This is a genomic window from Streptomyces sp. NPDC045778, assembly GCF_056431945.1.
In genome coordinates, this window is the sequence record NZ_JBWKJZ010000054.1 from 1 (window position 1) to 18,475 (window position 18,475).

11 protein-coding genes and 1 pseudogene are annotated in these 18,475 nt (G+C 74.0%); 8 read left to right on the forward strand and 4 right to left on the reverse strand.

The window, feature by feature from the left end; all coding sequences use genetic code 11:
* Both AC07GB_RS37970 and AC07GB_RS37975 read left to right on the forward strand, forming a co-directional pair.
* Positions 1–132 (forward strand): annotated as a pseudogene (locus AC07GB_RS37970) (slipin family protein); the annotation flags it as partial.
* Positions 133–262: 130 nt separating this feature from the next.
* Entirely contained in the window at positions 263–2,689 is a 2,427-nt protein-coding gene (locus tag AC07GB_RS37975) for a polysaccharide lyase 8 family protein (RefSeq protein ID WP_478853802.1), read from the forward strand.
* Positions 2,690–2,707: 18 nt separating this feature from the next.
* On the opposite strand, the gene AC07GB_RS37980 is transcribed toward AC07GB_RS37975, so the two are convergent.
* The 4 genes from AC07GB_RS37980 to AC07GB_RS37995 form a co-directional block, all read right to left on the reverse strand.
* Positions 2,708–5,263, reverse strand: coding sequence for an ATP-binding protein (locus AC07GB_RS37980; protein WP_478853804.1), 2,556 nt, complete (start codon positions 5,261–5,263; stop codon positions 2,708–2,710).
* A gap of 73 nt (positions 5,264–5,336) precedes the next feature.
* Positions 5,337–7,880, reverse strand: a complete 2,544-nt coding sequence (locus tag AC07GB_RS37985; protein ID WP_478853805.1) for an ATP-binding protein — start codon at positions 7,878–7,880, stop codon at positions 5,337–5,339.
* Between the two features lie 10 nt (positions 7,881–7,890).
* On the reverse strand, positions 7,891–7,980 hold the full coding sequence (locus AC07GB_RS37990; protein ID WP_478853807.1) for a K(+)-transporting ATPase subunit F: 90 nt from the start codon (positions 7,978–7,980) through the stop codon (positions 7,891–7,893).
* A 142-nt stretch (positions 7,981–8,122) separates the two neighbouring features.
* The gene (locus AC07GB_RS37995) at positions 8,123–9,022 is read right to left on the reverse strand and encodes an NAD(P)-dependent oxidoreductase (protein ID WP_478853809.1); all 900 of its coding nucleotides are present in this window, start codon (positions 9,020–9,022) and stop codon (positions 8,123–8,125) included.
* 164 nt (positions 9,023–9,186) lie between these two features.
* On the opposite strand from AC07GB_RS37995, the gene AC07GB_RS38000 reads away from it, so the two are divergent.
* The 6 genes from AC07GB_RS38000 (at position 9,187) to AC07GB_RS38025 (ending at position 18,453) form a co-directional block, all read left to right on the forward strand.
* Positions 9,187–12,501: an AfsR/SARP family transcriptional regulator gene (locus AC07GB_RS38000; RefSeq protein WP_478853811.1), complete on the forward strand. Its 3,315-nt coding sequence runs from the start codon at positions 9,187–9,189 to the stop codon at positions 12,499–12,501.
* A 453-nt stretch (positions 12,502–12,954) separates the two neighbouring features.
* Positions 12,955–13,404 (forward strand): SSI family serine proteinase inhibitor, encoded by a 450-nt coding sequence (locus AC07GB_RS38005; protein ID WP_478853813.1) that lies wholly within the window; start codon positions 12,955–12,957, stop codon positions 13,402–13,404.
* A gap of 423 nt (positions 13,405–13,827) precedes the next feature.
* On the forward strand, positions 13,828–15,231 hold the full coding sequence (lpdA, locus tag AC07GB_RS38010) for a dihydrolipoyl dehydrogenase (RefSeq protein WP_478853815.1): 1,404 nt from the start codon (positions 13,828–13,830) through the stop codon (positions 15,229–15,231).
* Between the two features lie 139 nt (positions 15,232–15,370).
* A complete protein-coding gene (locus AC07GB_RS38015) occupies positions 15,371–17,518 on the forward strand; it encodes an MMPL family transporter (protein ID WP_478853817.1) in 2,148 nt (715 codons plus the stop codon).
* A gap of 108 nt (positions 17,519–17,626) precedes the next feature.
* A complete protein-coding gene (locus AC07GB_RS38020) occupies positions 17,627–17,977 on the forward strand; it encodes a DUF6191 domain-containing protein (protein WP_478853819.1) in 351 nt (116 codons plus the stop codon).
* Positions 17,974–18,453, forward strand: coding sequence for a diadenosine tetraphosphate hydrolase (locus AC07GB_RS38025; RefSeq protein ID WP_478853821.1), 480 nt, complete (start codon positions 17,974–17,976; stop codon positions 18,451–18,453). The genes AC07GB_RS38020 and AC07GB_RS38025 overlap by 4 nt, the downstream gene beginning before the upstream one ends.
* Positions 18,454–18,475 lie beyond the last annotated feature (22 nt).

The following is an 18,475-nucleotide window of genomic DNA, read 5'->3' on the forward strand; positions in this document are numbered from 1 at the left end:
CTACGCCTGCTCCAGACCGTCGTGGCCGTCGCAGCCGAGAAGAACTCCACCCTCGTCCTGCCCTTCCCCGTCGAGCTGCTCCGGTTCCTGGAGCGGGCCGCACAGCAGCAGTCCCCGCAGGGCGGGAGCTGAGAAGGGGGGGCCGCGGGGTCTTGAGGGGCCTGCCCCCGCATGCTAGAAAGCGCTTGCCAGACCGCGCGGCACGCCTCTGCTCCCCCCTGCTCGCACCCCCTGCTCCCCCTCCGTCTCCCGGGAGTCCCGCATGCCCTCATGGCCCCGCCGCGCCTTCCTGCTGACCACCGGCGCCACCGCCCTCGGGCTCGGCACGCCAGGCGGCCCCGCCGCCCGGGCCTCGACCGCGGACGCGTACGCCGCTCTGCGCGCCACCTGGCGGACCCTCGTCCTCGGCGAGGGGTTCGATCCGGCCGCCGAGCCCTTCAAGAGCCGCCTCGCCGGGCTCGGCGACGCGGCGCGGCGGTGGCGCGCGGCGATGGCCCCCGCGAGCGGCTCCCTGTGGCCCGACCTGCCGTACGCCGACCCCGAACCGGACACCGACCAGGACTCGTTCACGTACTCCGCGAACATCGTGGCCAGTTACACCCGGCTCGCCACGATGGCGCAGGCCTCCTGTCAGCCGGGCACCGGCCTGACCGGCGACGCCGGGCTTCGGGCCGACGTCGTGGCCGGCCTCGACCAGCTGTACGCGCAGGTCTACAACGAGCGTCGCACGCGCTTCGGCAACTGGTGGAGCTGGCAGATCGGCGCCCCGCAGGCGCTGCTCGACACCTGCGTGCTGCTGTACGACGCGCTGTCGGCGGAGCAGGTGGCGCGGTTCTGCGCGGCGGTCGACCACTTCGTGCCCGACTCCGCGGTCGCCCGCTACACCGGCACCAGCACCGGCGCCAACCGCGTGGACCTGTGCCGGGTGCTCGCGCTGCGCGGGGTCGTGGGCGGGGCCCCGGCGAAGCTCGCCCTGGCCCGGGACGCCTTGTCACCGGTCTTCCCGTACGTCACGAGCGGCGACGGCCTGTACCGCGACGGCTCGTTCATCCAGCACACCACCGTGCCCTACACGGGCTCCTACGGATCGGTGCTGCTCGGCGGGCTCGGCCTGCTGTTCGCGCTGCTCGACGGCTCGCCCTGGGCGGTGACGGACCCCGGCCGGCAGATCGTGTTCGACGCCGTGGAGCACGCGTGGGCGCCATTCCTCCACGACGGCCTGGTGATGGACTGTGTCGCGGGCCGGGCGCTCAGCCGGGGCGTCGCCGCGCTGGACGAGCGGCGCGTCCAGGCCGACGACCATCTGCGCGGCCACCCGATCCTGGCGTCCGTGCTGCTGCTCGGCGAGGCCGCGTCCGCAGCCGAACGTGCCCGCTGGCGCGGCCTGGTGAAGGGCTGGATCCGCCGCGACCACTACAGCCCGCCGCTCGCCGACCCGCACCTCGGCCTCGCCGCCCTGGCCCGCCTCAAGGACGTCGAGGACGACGCCGGGGTGGCGCCGCTGCCCGAGCCGGCCGGCCACCGGCTCTTCTCCGACATGGCGCGGGCCACGCACCGGCGCCCCGGCTGGGCCGCGTCGGTCAGCATGGCCGACTCCCGCATCACGTACTACGAGACCGGCAACGGCGAGAACCTGCGCGGCTGGCACACCGGCGCGGGCCTGCTCGCCTGGTGGGGCGGCACCTCCGCGGGCGGCCAGTACAGCGACGCCTACTGGCCCACCGTCGACCCCTACCGGCTGCCGGGCACCACCGTCTCGCGCAAGGTCCTCGCGGACGGGGCGGGCGGGGACTGGGGCGCGGCGTGCCCTGCGGTGCGCTGGGTGGGCGGGGTCACGGACGGGCGGTGGGCCGCGCTCGGGCAGCATCTGAAGGGGTTGCAGAGCACCCTGTCGGCGCGGAAGTCGTGGTTCTGTCTGGACGACACGATCGTGTGCCTGGGCGCGGGCATCGGCTGCGCGGACGGCACCACGGTCGAGTCGACGGTCGAGAACCGCAACCTGGGCTCTGCGGGCCGCGCCCCCTTCCAGGTGGACGGCGTCACCGAGCCCGTCGCCACGCCCTGGTCACGGACGCTCACCGGTGCCCGGTGGGCGCACATCGGCGGGCACGGCGGCTATGTCTTCCCCGGCGGCGCCACCGTGAAGGCCCTGCGGGAACAGCGCACCGGCAGGTGGAGCGACATCAACCGGGGCGGCTCCGCGACGCCCGTGACCCGCGTCTTCCTCACGCTGTACGTGGACCACGGCGTCGACCCCACGGACGGGACGTACGCGTATCTGCTGCTGCCCGGCGCGAGCGCGGCGCGCACCGCCGAGCGGGCCGCGGCCACCGGGTGGCTGCGGATCCTCGCCAACTCGGCGGCGGCGCAGGGCGTCGGCGTGCCCTCGCTCGGCTGCACGGCCGTGAACTTCTGGGCGGGCGGCGCGGCCGGGCCGCTCGGCGCGAGTGCCGCGTGCTCCGTCCTCGTCGCCGAGCGGCCCGACGGCACGGCGACGGTGTGCGTCAGCGACCCGACCCGGGCCGCGGGCGGCGGCCTGACGGTGACCTGGCACCGGCCGGTCGCCGAGGTCACGGGCAGGCCCGCCACCGTGACATCGGCCGTGACGGGCGACCGTCTCCAGCTGGCCTTCGGCGACCTCGCGGGCACGCGGGGCGCCCCGCAGGAGGTCACGGTGCGGCTCGGCTGACCCGCCCCTCCCGTGTCGCTACGAGGTGGCCGCCGCCGGGAGGTCAGGCCTGCTTTGCGCGCGCCCGGGGGCCGTCCGCAGGACCAGGACCATGGTGAGCCCGCCGCCCGGGGTGTCCTCCGCGGTGAGGGTGCCGCCGAGCGCCTCGGTGAAGCCGCGGGCGACGGCGAGACCGAGGCCCACCCCGGCGCCGCGCGGGGCGTCGCCGTGGCGCTGGAACGGCTCGAAGATGCGGTCCTTGGCGTCGTCGGGGACGCCGGGGCCCCGGTCCACGACGCGCAGCTGCACCTGGTCGGCCATGGAGCTGGCGGCGACGAGGACGGGCTCGCCCTCGGGGCTGTACTTCAGGGCGTTCTCGATGACGTTGGCGACGGCGCGCTCCAGGAGGCCCTTGTCCGCGGCCACCATCGGCAGGTCCTCGGGGATGTCGAGGACCACGTTCTCGGCGGGCGCGGCGATGCCTTCGAGAGCGAGCGGGACCACCTCGTCCAGGTCGGTCTCGCGGACGATCGGCTGGACGGTGTCGGTCTGGAGCCGTGACATGTCCAGGAGGTTGCCGACGAGGTGGTCGAGCCGGTCGGCGCCCGCCTCGATCGCCTCCAGGAGTTCGGCCCGGTCCTCGTCGGACCACTCGATGTCGTCGGAGCGCAGGCTGGTGACCGAGGCCTTGATCCCGGCGAGCGGGGTGCGCAGGTCGTGGCTGACGGCGGCGAGCAGGGCGGTGCGGATGCGGTTGCCCTCGGCGAGGGCCCGGGCCTGGTCGGCCTCGGACTGCAAGCGCTGCCGGTCGAGGACGACGGCGGCCTGCGCGGCGAAGGCGCCGAGCACGCGGCGGTCCTCTGCGGGCAGCACCCGCCCGGTGAGCGCGAGCGACATGGTGTCGCCCACCGGCATGTCCACATCGGCGTCCTCAGGGCGGCCGGCGTGCGCGCCGGTGCCGACGCTGCCCGCGCAGGTCCACGGCGCGGTGTCGCCCGCGCGCTCCAGGAGGGCCGCGGTCTCCATGGCGAAGGTCTCCCGGACGGTCTCCAGGAGTGCTTCGAGGCTGTTCTCGCCGCGCAGCACGCTGCCGGCGAGGTGGGAGAGGATCTCGGACTCGGCGCGCAGGCGCGCGGCCTGGTGGGTGCGCCGGGCCGCCAGGTCGACCACGGACGCCACGGACACCGCGACCCCTATGAAGATCACCAGGGCGACGATGTTCCTGGGGTTGGAGATCAGGACGTGGTGGACGGGTGGCGTGAAGTAGTAGTTGAGGAGGAGGGAGCCGAACGCCGCGGAGGCGAGGGCCGGGAGCATCCCGCCGAGCAGTGCCGCCGCGACCGTGAGGGTCAGGAACAGCAGCATGTCGTTGGCGAGGCCGAGGCCCGGGGCGACGCCGCGCAGCAGCACGGCGAGCAGCACGGGGCCCGCCATGCCGATGAGCCAGCTCCAGATGAGACGGTTGCGGCTGAGCCGGGCGGTGCGCGGGGTCCTGGACAGGCCCGTGCCGGTGCCGACCTCGTCGTGCGTGACGAGGTGGACGTCCAGGTCGGGCCCCGACTCGCGGGCCACCATGGCGCTGACGCCGGGTCCGAAGGCGTACTGCCAGGACTTGCGGCGCGAGACGCCGAGGACGATCTGGGTGGCGTTGACGCCGCGCGCGAACTCCAGGATCCCCGCGGGGATGTCCTCGCCTATCACCTGGTGGAAGGAGCCGCCGAGGTCTTCGACCAGGGTGCGCTGGATCGCGAGTTCCTTGGGCGAGGCCGCGGTCAGGCCGTCGCTGCGGGCGATGTAGACGGCGAGGACCTCACCGCCCGCGCCCTTCTCGGCGAGCCGGGCGGCGCGGCGCAGCAGGGTGCGGCCCTCGGGGCCTCCGGTGAGGCCGACGACGATGCGCTCGCGGGCCTGCCAGGTCGAGCGGATGTTGTGCTCGCCCCGGTACTGCTGCAAGTACTCGTCGACCCGGTCGGCCACCCACAACAGCGCCAGCTCCCGCAGCGCCGTGAGATTGCCCGGCCGGAAGTAGTTCGACAGAGCCGCGTCGACCTTGTCCGCCTGGTAGATGTTCCCGTGCGCCATCCGGCGCCGCAGCGCCTGCGGCGACATGTCGACCAGCTCGATCTGGTCCGCGCGCCGCACCACCTCGTCCGGCACCGTCTCGCGCTGCCGCACCCCCGTGATCGACTCCACCACGTCACCCAGCGACTCCAGATGCTGGATGTTGACCGTGGATATGACATCGATGCCCGCGGCCAGCAGCTCCTCCACGTCCTGCCACCGCTTGGCGTTGCGCGAACCCGGCACGTTCGTGTGCGGGAGTTCGTCGACGAGGGCGACGGCGGGAGCCCGTTCCAGGACGGCGTCCACGTCCATCTCCGTGAAGGTCGCGCCCCGGTACTCCAGCTCCTTGCGCCGCACGATCTCCAGGCCGTGCAGCATCACTTCGGTGCGCGGTCTGCCGTGGTGCTCGACGAACGCCACCACGCAGTCCGTGCCGCGCTCGACGCGACGGTGGGCCTCGGACAGCATCGCGTACGTCTTGCCGACGCCCGGTGCCGCCCCCAGATAGATCCGCAGCTTGCCGCGTGCCATATATCTCGGTGTCTCGTCTCTGCGCTCGGGTGCGATGGATTCTGCGCTCGGGTGCGATGGATGCACCCATCACTCAAAGGCGCTCAGAATGCCAGACGCCCGCCCGGCACGCACCGTTGACCTCGGCGGAGTGTGCGGCGAAGGGCAGCGAGAGCACCATGGTGAGCCCGCCGCCGGGGGTGTCCTCCGGCGTGAGGGTGCCGTCCATCGCCTCGGCGAGGCCGCGGGACAGGGCGAGGCCGAGGCCGAGCCCGGTGGTGTTGTCGGTGTCGCCGAGCCGCTGGAAGGGCTCGAAGACCCGGTCGCGGTCGGCGGCGGGCAGGCCCGGGCCCCGGTCGACGACGCGTACCTCCACGCGGCCCGCGAGGGCGCTCGCGGTGACCAGGACCCGGCCGCCGGGCGGGGTGTGCCGGGCGGCGTTGTTGACGAGGTTGGCGAGCACGCGTTCCAGGAGCGGCGGGTCGGCGAGGACGGCGGGGATCTCCTCCAGGCCGCCGGTGTCCACGGGGCAGGCCACCGGCAGCGAGTCGAGGGCGGGCCCGAGGACCTCGTCGAGGGCGGTGGCGCGCAGCTCCAGCTTGAGCGCGCCCGCCTGGAGGCGGCTCATGTCGAGGAGGTTGTCCACGAGCCGGTTCAGACGGGTCATGGACTCCTCGGCGGTGGCGAGCAGCTCCTGCCGGTCCTGCTCGCAGAAGTCCAGGTCGGGGCTGCGCAGCGAGCCGATCGCGGCGAGGGCCGCGGCCAGCGGGGTGCGCAGGTCGTGGCCGACGGCCCGGAGCAGGGCCGTGCGCATCCGGTCGGCGGCCTTGACCGGCTCCACCTCGGCGGCGGCCTCCGCGAGCCGGGCCCGCTCCACGGCGGCGCCGACGTGCGCGGCGAACGCGGCGAGCACGCGCCGGTCGGCCGACGGCAGGGCGCGGCCGCGCAGCACCAGGTAGGCGTCGTCGCCCGCGGGCACGGTGGTCACCCGGGGGTCGGTGGTGCCGGGCGGCCGCTCGACGAGTTCGGCCGCGGCCACGCCGAAGGCCTCGCGGGCCCGTTCGAGGAGCGCGGGCAGGGGCCGGCCGCCGCGCACGATGGTGCCCGCGAGGGCCGACATCGTCTCGGCCTCGGCGGTGGCGCGCGCGGAGCGCCGGGACAGGCGCAGCGAGCGGTCGACGACGGCGGCGACGGTGGCCGCGACGATCGCGAACACCGCGAGGGCGAGGACGCTGTTGGGGTCGCCGAGCGCGAAGTGTCCGACGGGCGGCATGAACCAGTAGTTGAGCAGCAGCGACGCGGTCACGGACGCGACCACCGCGGAGGCCACGCCGCCGATGCACGCCACGCCCACCACGGCGAGCAGGAAGAGCAGCGCCTCACTGGTGAGGCTCAGGTGCCCGCGGGCGGCGTCCAGGTCGAGCAGGAGGGTCAGGGCGAGGGGCAGGAGCAGCCCCGCCACCGGTCCCGCGACGCGGCGCGGGCCGGACAGGGTGCGTCTGCGGGAGGGCAGGAGGGTGCCGTGCCCGGCGCGTTCGTGGGTGACGGTGTGGACGTCGATGGCCCCGGAGAGGGCCACGACGGTCTCGCCGGTGCCGCGCCCGGTGAGGAACCGCTCGAAGCGGCCGCGGCGGCTGGAGCCGAGGACGAGCTGCGTGGCGTTCTCGGCGCGCGCGAACTCCACGAGGGCGCTCGCCACGTCGTCGCCGACCACCGAGTGGTAGCTGCCGCCGAGGTCCTCCACCAGGCGTCGCTGCCGGGTCAGGGAGGCGTGCGAGGCGCCGGCGGCGAGGCCGTCGCTGCGCGTGATGTGCACGGCGAGCAGCTCGCCGCCCACCGAGCGGTCGGCGATGCGGGCGGCGCGGCGGACCAGGGTGTCGCCCTCGGGCCCGCCGGTCAGGCCGACGACGACGCGTTCGCGGGTCTCCCACACGCCGCCGATGCCGTGTTCGCAGCGGTAGGCCTGGAGGGCCTCGTCGACGCGGTCGGCCAGCCACAGCAGGGCGAGCTGGCGCAGGGCCGTGAGGCTGCCGGGGCGGAAGGCGTGGGCGAGGGCCGCGTCGACGTCTTCGGGGGCGTGGATGTCGCCGCGCGCCATCCGGCGGCGCAGCGCCTCGGGGGCGACGTCGACGAGTTCGATCTGGTGGGCGCGGCGCACCACCTCGTCGGGGACGGTCTCGGCCTGCGGCACCTTGGTGATTTCCTCCACGACATCGGTGAGGGACTCCAGGTGCTGGATGTCGACCGTGGTCACGACGTCGATCCCGGCGGTGAGCAGCCGGTCGACGTCCTGCCACCGCCTGGGGTTGCGGCCCTCCCCCGGCACGTTGGTGTGGGCGAGGTCGTCGATGAGCGCGATCTGGGGGCTGCGGGCGAGCAGCGCGTCCAGGTCAAGCTCGGTGAACTCCTCGCCCCGGTAGGAGCAGGGGGCGCGGTCGACGGCCGTCACGCCGCCGGCCCGCGCCCGGGCCAGGGCGGCCTCGGTGTGCGGCCGCCCGTGGCACTCCACGAGGCCGACGACGACGTCGGCGCCGCGGGCGGCCCTGCGGCGCCCTTCGTCGAGCATGCGGCAGGTCTTTCCGACCCCCGGTGCCGCTCCGAGGTAGATCTTCAGCTGTCCGGGTCGTACGTCCGTCATCGCGCCGGTGTCAGAACCTCTCCGGGTGGTGCCGCGCGAGGACGAGGTACCCGACGAGGGCGGCGGCGATCAGAAGTCCCACCACGTTCTCGGCGCTCATGTTCCTCAACTCCCTGGCGTCCTGGGTGACTTCCTCCCACCGAAGCGGGTGCCCGGAGGTTCGGACACGGCCCTTGACGCTTCCTTGTCAGCCCGCGCCAGGACGTTGACACCGCCTTGACGGGCGGCCCGAGGCGCGGCGCCTAGGTCAGGGACTCGACGGCGCGGGCCATGCTCTCGTGGCCGTGGCCCGCGGCGAGCTGGCGCTGGAAGACCTCGTGCAGCGGCTGGAGCAGCTCGACGCCGACGCCCTGGGCCCTGGTCGCGGTGAGGATGTTGGCGAGCCCGACGGCGTTGATGTCGATGTTGGACGTCTGCGTGCGGTAGTCGCGCGCGTCGATCTCGGCGGCGAAGGCGGGCAGGGCGCCGAGCGCCTCCTTCAGCCAGCGGACCAGGAGCCCGGTGACCTCCCCCGCCTCGATCCCGGCCGAGCGGGCGACGGCGACCGTCTGGAAGAAGCCCGCGAACATCCCGTACATGCCGCTGAGCAGGGCCACGTCGTGCACCGGCGCGAGCCCGGCGTCGGCCCCGACGAACACCGGTGCGCCGAGCGGCTCCAGGAGCGGCCGGTACGCGGCGAAGGCGTCGGCGTCGCCGCTGTACAGGACGAAGGCCTCCGGCGTCCCGATGGTCTGCGGGATCGCGTACACCGCGCCGTCGACGTAGGAAGCGCCCCGCGCGGTGACCCAGGTGCCGAGTTCGCGGGCGGGGCCCGGGATGCCCGAGGTCAGGTTGACGACGACGCGGCCCGCCAGGGCGTCGCCGGCGGGGGTGAGCAGGTCGCGGACCGTGGTGTAGTCGAGGACGCAGACGACGACCAGCTCACCGGCCTCGACGGCGGCGGTCGGCGTGGGCGCCAGGGTGGCGCCCAGCGCGACGAGTTCGTCCGCCTTGCCCTGCGAACGGTTCCAGACAGTGACCTTGTGGCCCTGGCCGACGAAGGCGCGGGCGAGGACTTGGCCGAGATTGCCGAGTCCGATGACGGTGACCGCCTTGGGGGCGGCGGGAGGGGTGGCGGGCGTGGCGGGGGTCGTGGTGCTCATGGTGTCGCTCCGTGGTGAGGGGCCGCGCCGCGGTCGCCGCGGCCTGTGGTCATCACCTTGCTGGCGGCCCCTTTCGATCGGCTGTCGGTTCACTGCCGGTGCGCTGCCGATGCGTTGTCACGGGGGCGATCGTGCCGCTCACCAGGCGGGTTATCGTCGTCGGCATGCGATTCAGGGTGCTCGGTCCGCTGACGGTGCGGACGACGGACGGCGCGGCCGTCACCGTGCCGGGCACCAAGGTCCGTGCGCTGCTCGCCCAGTTGCTCGTGCACCCCGGGCGTCCGGTCTCCGCCCGGCGGCTCGTCGACGGGCTGTGGGGCGAGGCGCTGCCGGACCACCCGGCGGGCGCCCTCCAGGGCAAGGTGTCCCAGCTGCGCAGGGCCCTGGAGAAGGCCGAGCCCGGCGGGCGGGATCTGGTCACGTCCGGGCCCGCCGGGTACGCGCTGCGGGTCGCGCCGGACGCCGTGGACGCGCACCGGTTCACCGCCCTGACCGAGCGGGCGCGCGGCGCCGGCGAGCCGCGCGAGCGGGTCCGGCTGCTCACCGAGGCACTGGGCCTGTGGCGCGGTGACGCCTTCGCCGACTTCGCGGGTGAGGCGTTCGCGCGGGGCGCGGCCGACCGGCTCGACGAGGCGCGGCTCACCGCGTGGGAGGAGCACGCCGAGGCGCGCCTCGCCGTCGGTGAGCACGGGCCGCTGGCCGCGGACCTCGCCGACCTCGTCGTACGTCATCCGGCGCGGGAGCGGCTGCGGGCGGCGCAGCTGCGGGCGCTGTACCGCTCGGGCCGGCAGACGGAAGCGCTTGCCGCGTACGAGGAGCTGCGGCGGCGCCTCGCCGATGACCTCGGGCTCGCGCCGGGCCCGGAACTCGCGGCGCTGCATGGGGCGATCCTGCGCCAGGACCCGGCGCTCGACGGGCCGTCGACGCCGCCCGGGGGGCCGGTGCGCCGGGGCGGTCCGCCGTCGTCCGCCGCCTCCGGCGTCCGTTCGAATCTGCCCGCGCCCGTCGCCGGACTCGTCGGCAGGGACGACGCCGTGCCCGGAGTACGTCACCTCCTCGGCACCACGCGCCTGGTGACGCTCACCGGTCCTGGCGGGGTGGGCAAGACGCGGCTCGCGGTGGCGGCGGCGCGCGGGCTCGCGCCGGACTTCCCCGACGGGGTGTGGCTCGTCGAGCTGGCCGGGATCGAGGCGGGCGGCGACCGGGCCGCGGACGCCGTCGCGGAGGCCGTGGCGCGGGTCATCGGCGTCCACGAGGAGCCGGGGGCGGGCCCGCCCCTGGACGCCGTGGCCCGCCTGACGGACGCGCTGCGCGCCCGGCGTCTGCTCCTGGTGCTCGACAACTGCGAGCACGTGGTGGACGCCGTGGCCGACGTCGCCGCCGCGCTGCTGCGTGACGTGCCGGACCTCGCCGTCCTCGCGACCAGCCAGGAGCCGCTCGACGTGAGCGGCGAGCGGGTGTGGCAGGTGCCGCCGCTGGAACTCGACGGCGCCATGGAGCTGTTCGCGCGGCGGGCCGGGCTCGGCCCCGGCGCCGCGGCGCTCGGCGCGGACGACGCTCAGGCCGTCGCGGAGCTGTGCGTACGCCTCGACGGGCTGCCGCTGGCCCTCGAACTCGCCGCGGCCCGGGTCCGCACCTTGGGCGTGCACGGCCTGCTGGCCCGGATCGACGACCGGTTCGCGCTGCTCGGGCGCGGCTTGCGCGGCGCCCCGGCCCGGCAGCGCACGCTCCGCGCGGTGATCGACTGGAGCTGGTCGCTGCTCGGCGAGGCCGAACGCACGGTGCTGCGCAGGCTCGCCGTGCACGACGGCTGCGGCCTCGCCGCCGCGGAAGCGGTCGGCGCGGGCGGCGCGGTGCGCGCCCCCGACGTCCTCGACCTGCTCGCGCGGCTCGTGGACCGCTCGCTCGTGGTGGCGTCCGACCGGCCGGACGGGCCGCGTTACCGCGTCCTGGAGTCCGTACGGGCGTACGGGGCCGAGCGGTTGCGGGAGGCGGGCGAGGCCGACGAGGTGCGCGAGCGGCACAGCGTTCACTACGCCGCGCTCGCCGAGCGCGGCGGCGCCGCGCTGCGCGGCCCGAAGCAGCGGCGGTGGCTGGAACGGCTCGACGAGGAGAGCGGCAATCTGCGCCGCGCCCTGGACACGGCGATCGCGCGCGGAGCCGCGGAGCGGGCGCTGCGGATGGTGAACGCGCTTGCCTGGTACTGGGTGCTGCGGGGCCGTGTCGCCGAGGCGCGCCGCTCGCTCGACGCGGCCCTGGCGCTCGCTCCCGCGGCCGCGGGGCATCCGCGGGGGACGGCCGCCGCGCGGGCGCTGGCCCTCGCCTGGCGCGTCGGCATCGCCCTGCGCGAGGGCGACGAAGGCTTCGCCGACGCCTGCGCCGGGTCCGGCGCGGAGGGGGCCGCCCCCGCGGCCGCCCCGTCGCCCGGGGAGCGCAGGGACGCCGACCCGCCGCTCGCCGCGGCCCTGGCCGCCTACGAGCACGTGGACGACCCGCCGGGGCGCGCCACCGCGCTGTGGATCCTCGGTTCCGCGCAGCTCGGCGCGGGTGCCGTGCGCACCGGGGAGCGCCTGGTGAACGAGGCCCTCGACGCCTTCGAGGCGCTGGGCGACCGCTGGGGCACCGCCGCCGCGCTCAGCGTGCGGGCCCGGCACGCCATGGCGCACGGCGACCTGGCCGCGGTGCGGCGTGACAGCGAGCGCAGCGCGCGCCTGTTCCGCGAACTCGGTGACGAACTGGGGCAGTTGCAGACGGTTTTCCCGCTGGCCACGCTCAGCGAGATCGCCGGTGACTACGCCGAGGCCGCGCGGCTGCACGAGGAAGGGCTCGCCGTCGCGGAGCGGCTCGGCCTGGGGGCGGAGGCCTCCAAGCGCCTGTCGGGGCGCGGCCGGATCGCGCTGCTCACGGGTGACCTGGCCGGGGCCCGGGCCCATCACGAGCGGGCGCTCGGCCTCGCGCGCGACCACGGTTTCCGCTCCGGCGAGATCGACGCGCTGATCGGCCTCGGCCTGGGCGCGCGCAGGGAGGGCGACCTGGACGGCGCCGAGCGGCACATGCGCGAGCTTCTCGCGTGGTTCCGCAAGGCCGATTACGGCCCCGGCGTGACGCTCGCGCTCGCCGAGCTGGGCTTCGCGGCGGAGCTGCGCGGCGACGCGGCGGCGGCCAGGGCGCTGCACGCGGAGGGTTTCGCGGCGGCGCGGGCCCTGGGCGACCCGAGGGCACTCGCCCTGGCCCTGGAGGGCCTCGCGGGAGCCGAGGCGGCCGCGGGCGCGTACGGAACGGCCGCGACGCTGCTCGGCGCGGCGGCGGCCGCCCGGGCGTCCGCGGGCGCGCCCCTCCCGGACGGGGAGCGCGCGGACGTGGACCGGGTGGCGGCCGCGGCCCGTGCCGGTCTGGGTGTGGAGTCGTACACAACCACTTTCAAGCAAGGGCAGGGCCTGAGCCCGGCGGAGGCGCGCGGCCTCGTGGACCACCCCTAGGCCCGTCACCTGCGTGAACGGCCATGGTCGCGCCGGTTTCAGCGGCCGCCGCGGGCCTCCCGCACGCCCCGTCCGCCCCGGCGGTTACCGGCTCCGACCCCTCCGGTCAAGCACCGGTTTCCGGTCGAAGCCCACGCCACGGAAAACGACCGACCGCTCATTTTCCCAGGTCAGAGGGTTGTTTTGGGTTATACCACCAGGGTCAAATCGGCGCGCCGCATGGCCCGTGGGCCCGCTCCCGCATACCTTGAGCTGCCCGAACGGCCGGACGCGCCTCGCTCAGCGGACGCGTGCATCCGGAAATCGACCATCAGTTTGCCGCTCACTCAGCGCACTTGCCAGACTCCCCAACGCAATCGCCGCTACGGCACGCAACCCGTCCGTAACGCGCAGCAGTATCGGTACGCAACACCCATTCTCGTACCACTCACCCGCAGTTGAAGGAGCCTCAAAGTGCGTCACCTCCTCAAGACCGTGAGCGCGGCCGCGGCCGTGGCCGCCGGCGTCCTGACCGTGTCCGCGGTCACGACGGGCGCGGCCCAGGCCGCCACGCCGAAGCCGATGGGCCTGTACGCGCCGTCGGACCTGGTGCTCACCGTCGGCCAGGGCGAAGACGCCGCCACGGCCACGGTGCAGCGCGCGGTCACCCTGACGTGTGCGCCGACGGCCTCGGGCACCCACCCGGCCCCGCGTGCCGCTTGCGCGGAGGCCGCCGCCGTGGGCGCGCGGTTCGACGCGCTCGTGGACAAGGAGCCCAAGGCCTTGTGTACCAAGGAGTGGAACCCGGTCATCGTCTCCGTGAGCGGTGTCTGGCAGGGCAAGCACGTCGCCTGGACGGCCAAGTTCGGCAACCCCTGCATGAAGGACGCGGCGCTCGCCGAGGGGGCGCTCCTGAACTTCTGACGGCCCCCGTCCCCCATACCCCTCGGCCCGCCTTTCGTGGGGGGAGGCAGCCGAGGTACGCGGCCCCCGATGTCCCGAGCATCGGGGGCCGCACAATGCCGTCCTGGGACCGTGGGGGTCCAGGAACCCCGGCCGCCCGGAGCCCTGTGCTCCCGGCGGCCGTCGGGCGTGGGCGTACGGCTTTGCGCCCGGTACGCGCGCATGCCCGCCGGGGCGCCGCATCGCGGCGGAGGCGTCCCGGCCCCTCACCGCCTGGCCCGCCCCCACCGGCGGACGACAGGGTCAAGTGGCTGCTCGTACGAGAGCCTTGAGGGGTTAACCACACCGACCCGCCCCCCACCCCGGGGTGACCATGACGGATGATCGTGGCAGCCACACCAGGCAGCTGCACGCAGCACCGCATTCGCAGAGAGGAACCACCCCATGGATGACCGCTTCGACGTCGTCGTGCTCGGAGCAGGACCCGGCGGTTACGTGGCCGCCATCCGCGCCGCCCAGCTGGGCAAGCGGGTAGCGGTCGTGGAGGAGAAGTACTGGGGCGGCGTCTGCCTCAACGTCGGCTGCATCCCGACGAAGGCCCTCCTGCGCAACGCCGAGCTGGCCCATCTGTTCACGCACGAGGCCAAGACGTACGGCATCAAGGTCGACGGCGAGGTGTCCTTCGACTACGGCGAGGCGTTCCGGCGCAGCCGCACGGTCGCGGACGGCCGCGTCAAGGGCGTCCACTTCCTGATGAAGAAGAACAAGATCACGGAGTTCGACGGCCGGGGCACCTTCCTGGACGCCCACACCCTCCAGGTGGCCAAGGCCGACGGCACCACCACCACGATCGGCTTCGACAACTGCATCATCGCCACCGGCGCCACGCCGAAGCTGCTGCCCGGCACGCGCCGCAGCGACCGCGTGGTCACGTACGAGGAGCAGATCCTCGCCGACGAGCTGCCCGGCTCCGTGGTGATCGCGGGCGCGGGCGCGATCGGCGTCGAGTTCGCGTACGTCCTGCACAACTACGGCGTCAAGGTCACGATCGTCGAGTTCCTGGACCGCGTCGCCCCGCTGGAGGACGCGGACGTCTCCAAGGAGCTGGCGAAGCAGTACCGCAAGCTCGGCATCGACGTGCTGACCTCCACCCGCGTGGAGTCCATCGACGAGTCGGGCCCGCAGGTCCGCGTGACGGTGACCGCCAAGGACGGCGAGCAGCAGGTCCTCGAGGCCGACAAGGTGCTCCAGGCCATCGGCTTCGCCCCGAACGTCACGGGCTACGGCCTGGAGGCGACGGGCGTGGCGCTCACCGAGCGCGGCGCCATCGACGTGGACGGCCGCTGCCGCACGAACGTGCCGCACCTCTACGCCATCGGCGACGTCACGGCGAAGCTGATGCTCGCGCACACCGCCGAGGCCATGGGCGTGGTGGCGGCCGAGACCCTCGCGGACGCCGAGACGATGGAGCTGGACTACCCGATGATCCCGCGCGCGACCTACTGCCAGCCGCAGATCGCGAGCTTCGGCTGGACGGAGGCGCAGGCCACGGAGCAGGGCTTCGACGTCAAGGTCGCCAAGTTCCCGTTCCAGGCGAACGGCAAGGCGCACGGCCTCGGCGACACCGTCGGCTTCGTGAAGATCATCAGCGACGCGAAGTACGGCGAGATCATCGGTGCCCACCTCATCGGCCCGGACGTGACCGAGCTGCTCCCGGAGCTGACCCTGGCCCAGCAGTGGGACCTCACGGTGCACGAGGTGGCCCGCAACGTGCACGCCCACCCGACCCTGGGCGAGGCCGTCAAGGAGGCCGTGCACGGCCTCGCCGGACACATGATCAACTTCTGAGTCCGCGCCCGTACTCCCCGCGCTTCCCGGGGCCGCCGCCGCGGCCCCGGGGAGGCCGTCCCGAGTGGCGGGCCCGCATGGTCCGGTCGATGCTGGGCAGGATGTGATGTGCCTCGGGGGCGAGGAGAGGCAGTGATTCATGTTCTCTGCACTGGGCCGTTTCGTGGTCCGCCGCCCCTGGTGGGTGATCCTCGCCTGGGTCGTCGCGGCCGCCGCCGTGATCTCGCTGGCACCGAAGCTCACCTCCAGCACGGACGAGGCCAGCTTCCTGCCCGAGCACTACGAATCCATCCGCGCCTCCGACCTCCAGGAGCGGGACTTCCCGCAGCAGGAGAACATCGGCGCGATCATCGTCTTCCAGCGCTCCGACGGCCGTGACCTGACCGCGGCCGACACCGCCCGGGTGGTCCGCGTCTCGAAGGACCTCCAGGCGAAGAAGATCAAGGAAGTCCAGGCCGTCACGCCCGGCGAGGTCTCGCCCAACAAGCGCGTCCAGACCTCCGTCGTGGCCATGCCGAAGATCACCAACCCCGAGGACACCAAGCAGCAGGACGCCGTCGAACAGCTCCGCGAGGACCTCAAGGCGGAGCTGAAGGGCAGCGGCCTCGACGCGGGCGTCACCGGCTCCGCCGCGCAGGCCCTCGACGAGCGCGACGCGTCCGAGCGCGCGGGCCTGCTCGTCGGCGTCGGCACGATCGTCATCATCATCGTGCTGCTGCTCGTGATCTTCCGCAGCCCCATCATCGCGCTGCTGCCCGTCGTCCTGATCGGGCTCATCTCGCCGATGGCCACGGGCCTGATCGCCTGGGCCAACAAGGCCTTCGACATGAAGGCCGACTCCTCCATCCAGGAGCTGCTCACCGTCGTCCTGTTCGGCGTCGGTACGGACTACATCCTGTTCCTGCTCTTCCGCTACCGCGAGGCGCTGCGCGCGGGCGAGGACCCCAAGGGCGCCATGGTGCACGCCGTGGAGCGGGTCGGTGAGGCGATCACGTCGGCGGCGGGCGCCGTCATCGTCGCGTTCGCCGCGCTCACGCTCTCCTCGCTCGGCATGCTGCGCTCGATGGGACCCGCCCTCGCGATCGCCGTGTTCCTGACGCTGCTCGCCGGGCTCAGCCTGGTCCCGGCCGTGGTGTCGCTGCTCGGCACGAAGGTCTTCTGGCCGTCGAAGTCCTGGCAGCGGGAGCCGCAGGGCACGGGCTTCGCGAAGCTCGGCGTGTCCATCGCCCGCAGGCCCGCCGTGTGGGCGGTCGTCTCGGCCCTGTTCATGGGCGCGCTCGCGCTCGGCGCCCTCGGCTACAAGGCGAACTTCGACCTCGCCGGGTCCTCGCTGCCCAAGGACAAGGAGTCGATCGTCTGGCAGGACAATCTGGAGAAGGGCTTCCCCGCGGGCACCACCGACCCGACGTTCGTGTATCTGACGTCGACCGGTGACCGGCCCCTCGGTGAGGGCCGACCAGCCGCGTTCCGCAAGCGGTTGGAGTCCGTGGAGGGGGTCGGTTCGGTGGCCTCGCCGCGAGTCAGCAAGGACGGCACGACCGCGTCGTACTCGGTGGTGCTCGCCGACCCGCCCGCCTCCGAGAAGGCCCTGGCCACCATCAAGGACCAGCTGCGGCCCTCCGCCCACGCCGACGCGCCGTCCGGCACGCGGGCCCTGGTCGGCGGCATCACAGCCGTGTACGTCGACATCAACAAGGCCGTGGACCGTGACTACTCGGTCGTCTTCCCGGTGGCCGCGATCGCCATCATGGTCATCCTCGGGCTCCTTCTGCGCAGCCTGGTAGCGCCGTGGTACCTGATGCTGTCGGTCGCGCTCGGCTTCGGCGCGACGCTCGGCGCGACGTCGATCATCTTCCAGCAGATCGGCAGCCAGCCGGGGCTGATGTTCATGCTGCCCGTGATCATGTACTTGTTCGTGGTCGCGCTCGGCACGGACTACAACATCCTCATGGTGTCGCGGCTGCGCGAGGAGGCCCGCGAAGGCCGTGACCCGCACGACGCGGCCGGCACCGCGGTCCGGCACTCGGGCCCGACCATCGGCTCGGCGGGCGTGATCCTCGCGGGTACGTTCGCCACGCTGATGCTCGCGGGCAACTCGACGCTCTCCCAGATGGGCTTCTCCCTGTCCTTCGGCATCGCGATCGCCGCGTTCGTGATGGCGATGCTGTTCACGCCCGCGCTGACGGCCCTCATCGGGCACGCGGCGTGGTGGCCGGGGCACGGGGACCGAGCACCTCGGGCCGGGGCGGGCGAGCGGGGCCGCACGCGGGCGGAGTCACGCCGCTGAGCAAGGGGCCCGCCGGGCCGAGAGGGGCCGGGGGCCCGGCCCGGGCTCGGCGGGAGCCTGCCTGCGGCCGGGCTGCCGTGCCTCCGGCGGCCCGCGCATACTGAGGTCATGGAGTTCGCCGTCTTCGCGACCTTGCCCGGCCTCGTCATCGTGCTGACCCTCGTGGCCCTCGTGGACCAACTGCTGCTCCGCGCCGGGCGCGCCGGGCTGCTGCCCTGGCGGAACAGCGCCCGCCAGGGCCAGATATCGGCGACCGGTTTCGAGCAGCTCCATGCCGGCTTCTCACCGGGCAAGCAGAGCGAGCTGAAGGAGCGTCAATCCTCCCTGGTGATGCGGGACGACGAGGAGGACGGCGCACCGCCGCACCGCACGGCGGTGGACTTGGACAGCGGCATCGCGACCGTCCGGCTGCCACCGCCCCGCCCCCAGCCGATCACCGGGGTTAGGCTCGTGGCATGATCGACGACTGGCGCAAGGACCGCATCGGCGCCGCCCTGCGGGGTGGGAATCCGACGGTGCTGCGGCGACTCGCAGCGGGCTTCGCGGTGATCGGCGACGTCCAGTTCCTGCCGGGCTACTCCGTTCTCCTCGTGGACGAGCCCGGCGTACAGCGGCTGTCCGAGCTGCCGCGGAGCAAGCGGCTCGCGTTCCTGGCCGACATGGACCGGCTCGGCGAGGCCGTCGAGCGTGCGTGCCGGAGCCTGGATCCGGCGTTCCGCCGGGTCAATCTGGAGATCCTGGGGAACACCGATCCGTTCCTGCACGCCCATGTCTGGCCCCGGTTCACCTGGGAACCGGCCGAGCTGGTGGGCAAACCGGTGTGGCTCTACCCCCAGGACCGGTGGCACGACCCGCAGTTCCGCCTCGGCCCGCGGCACGACGTGCTGCGGGAGGCCATCGGCGGCGAACTGGACCGGTCGCGGCCGGCGGAGTGAGCGGTCCCGCCCGCGCACGGCA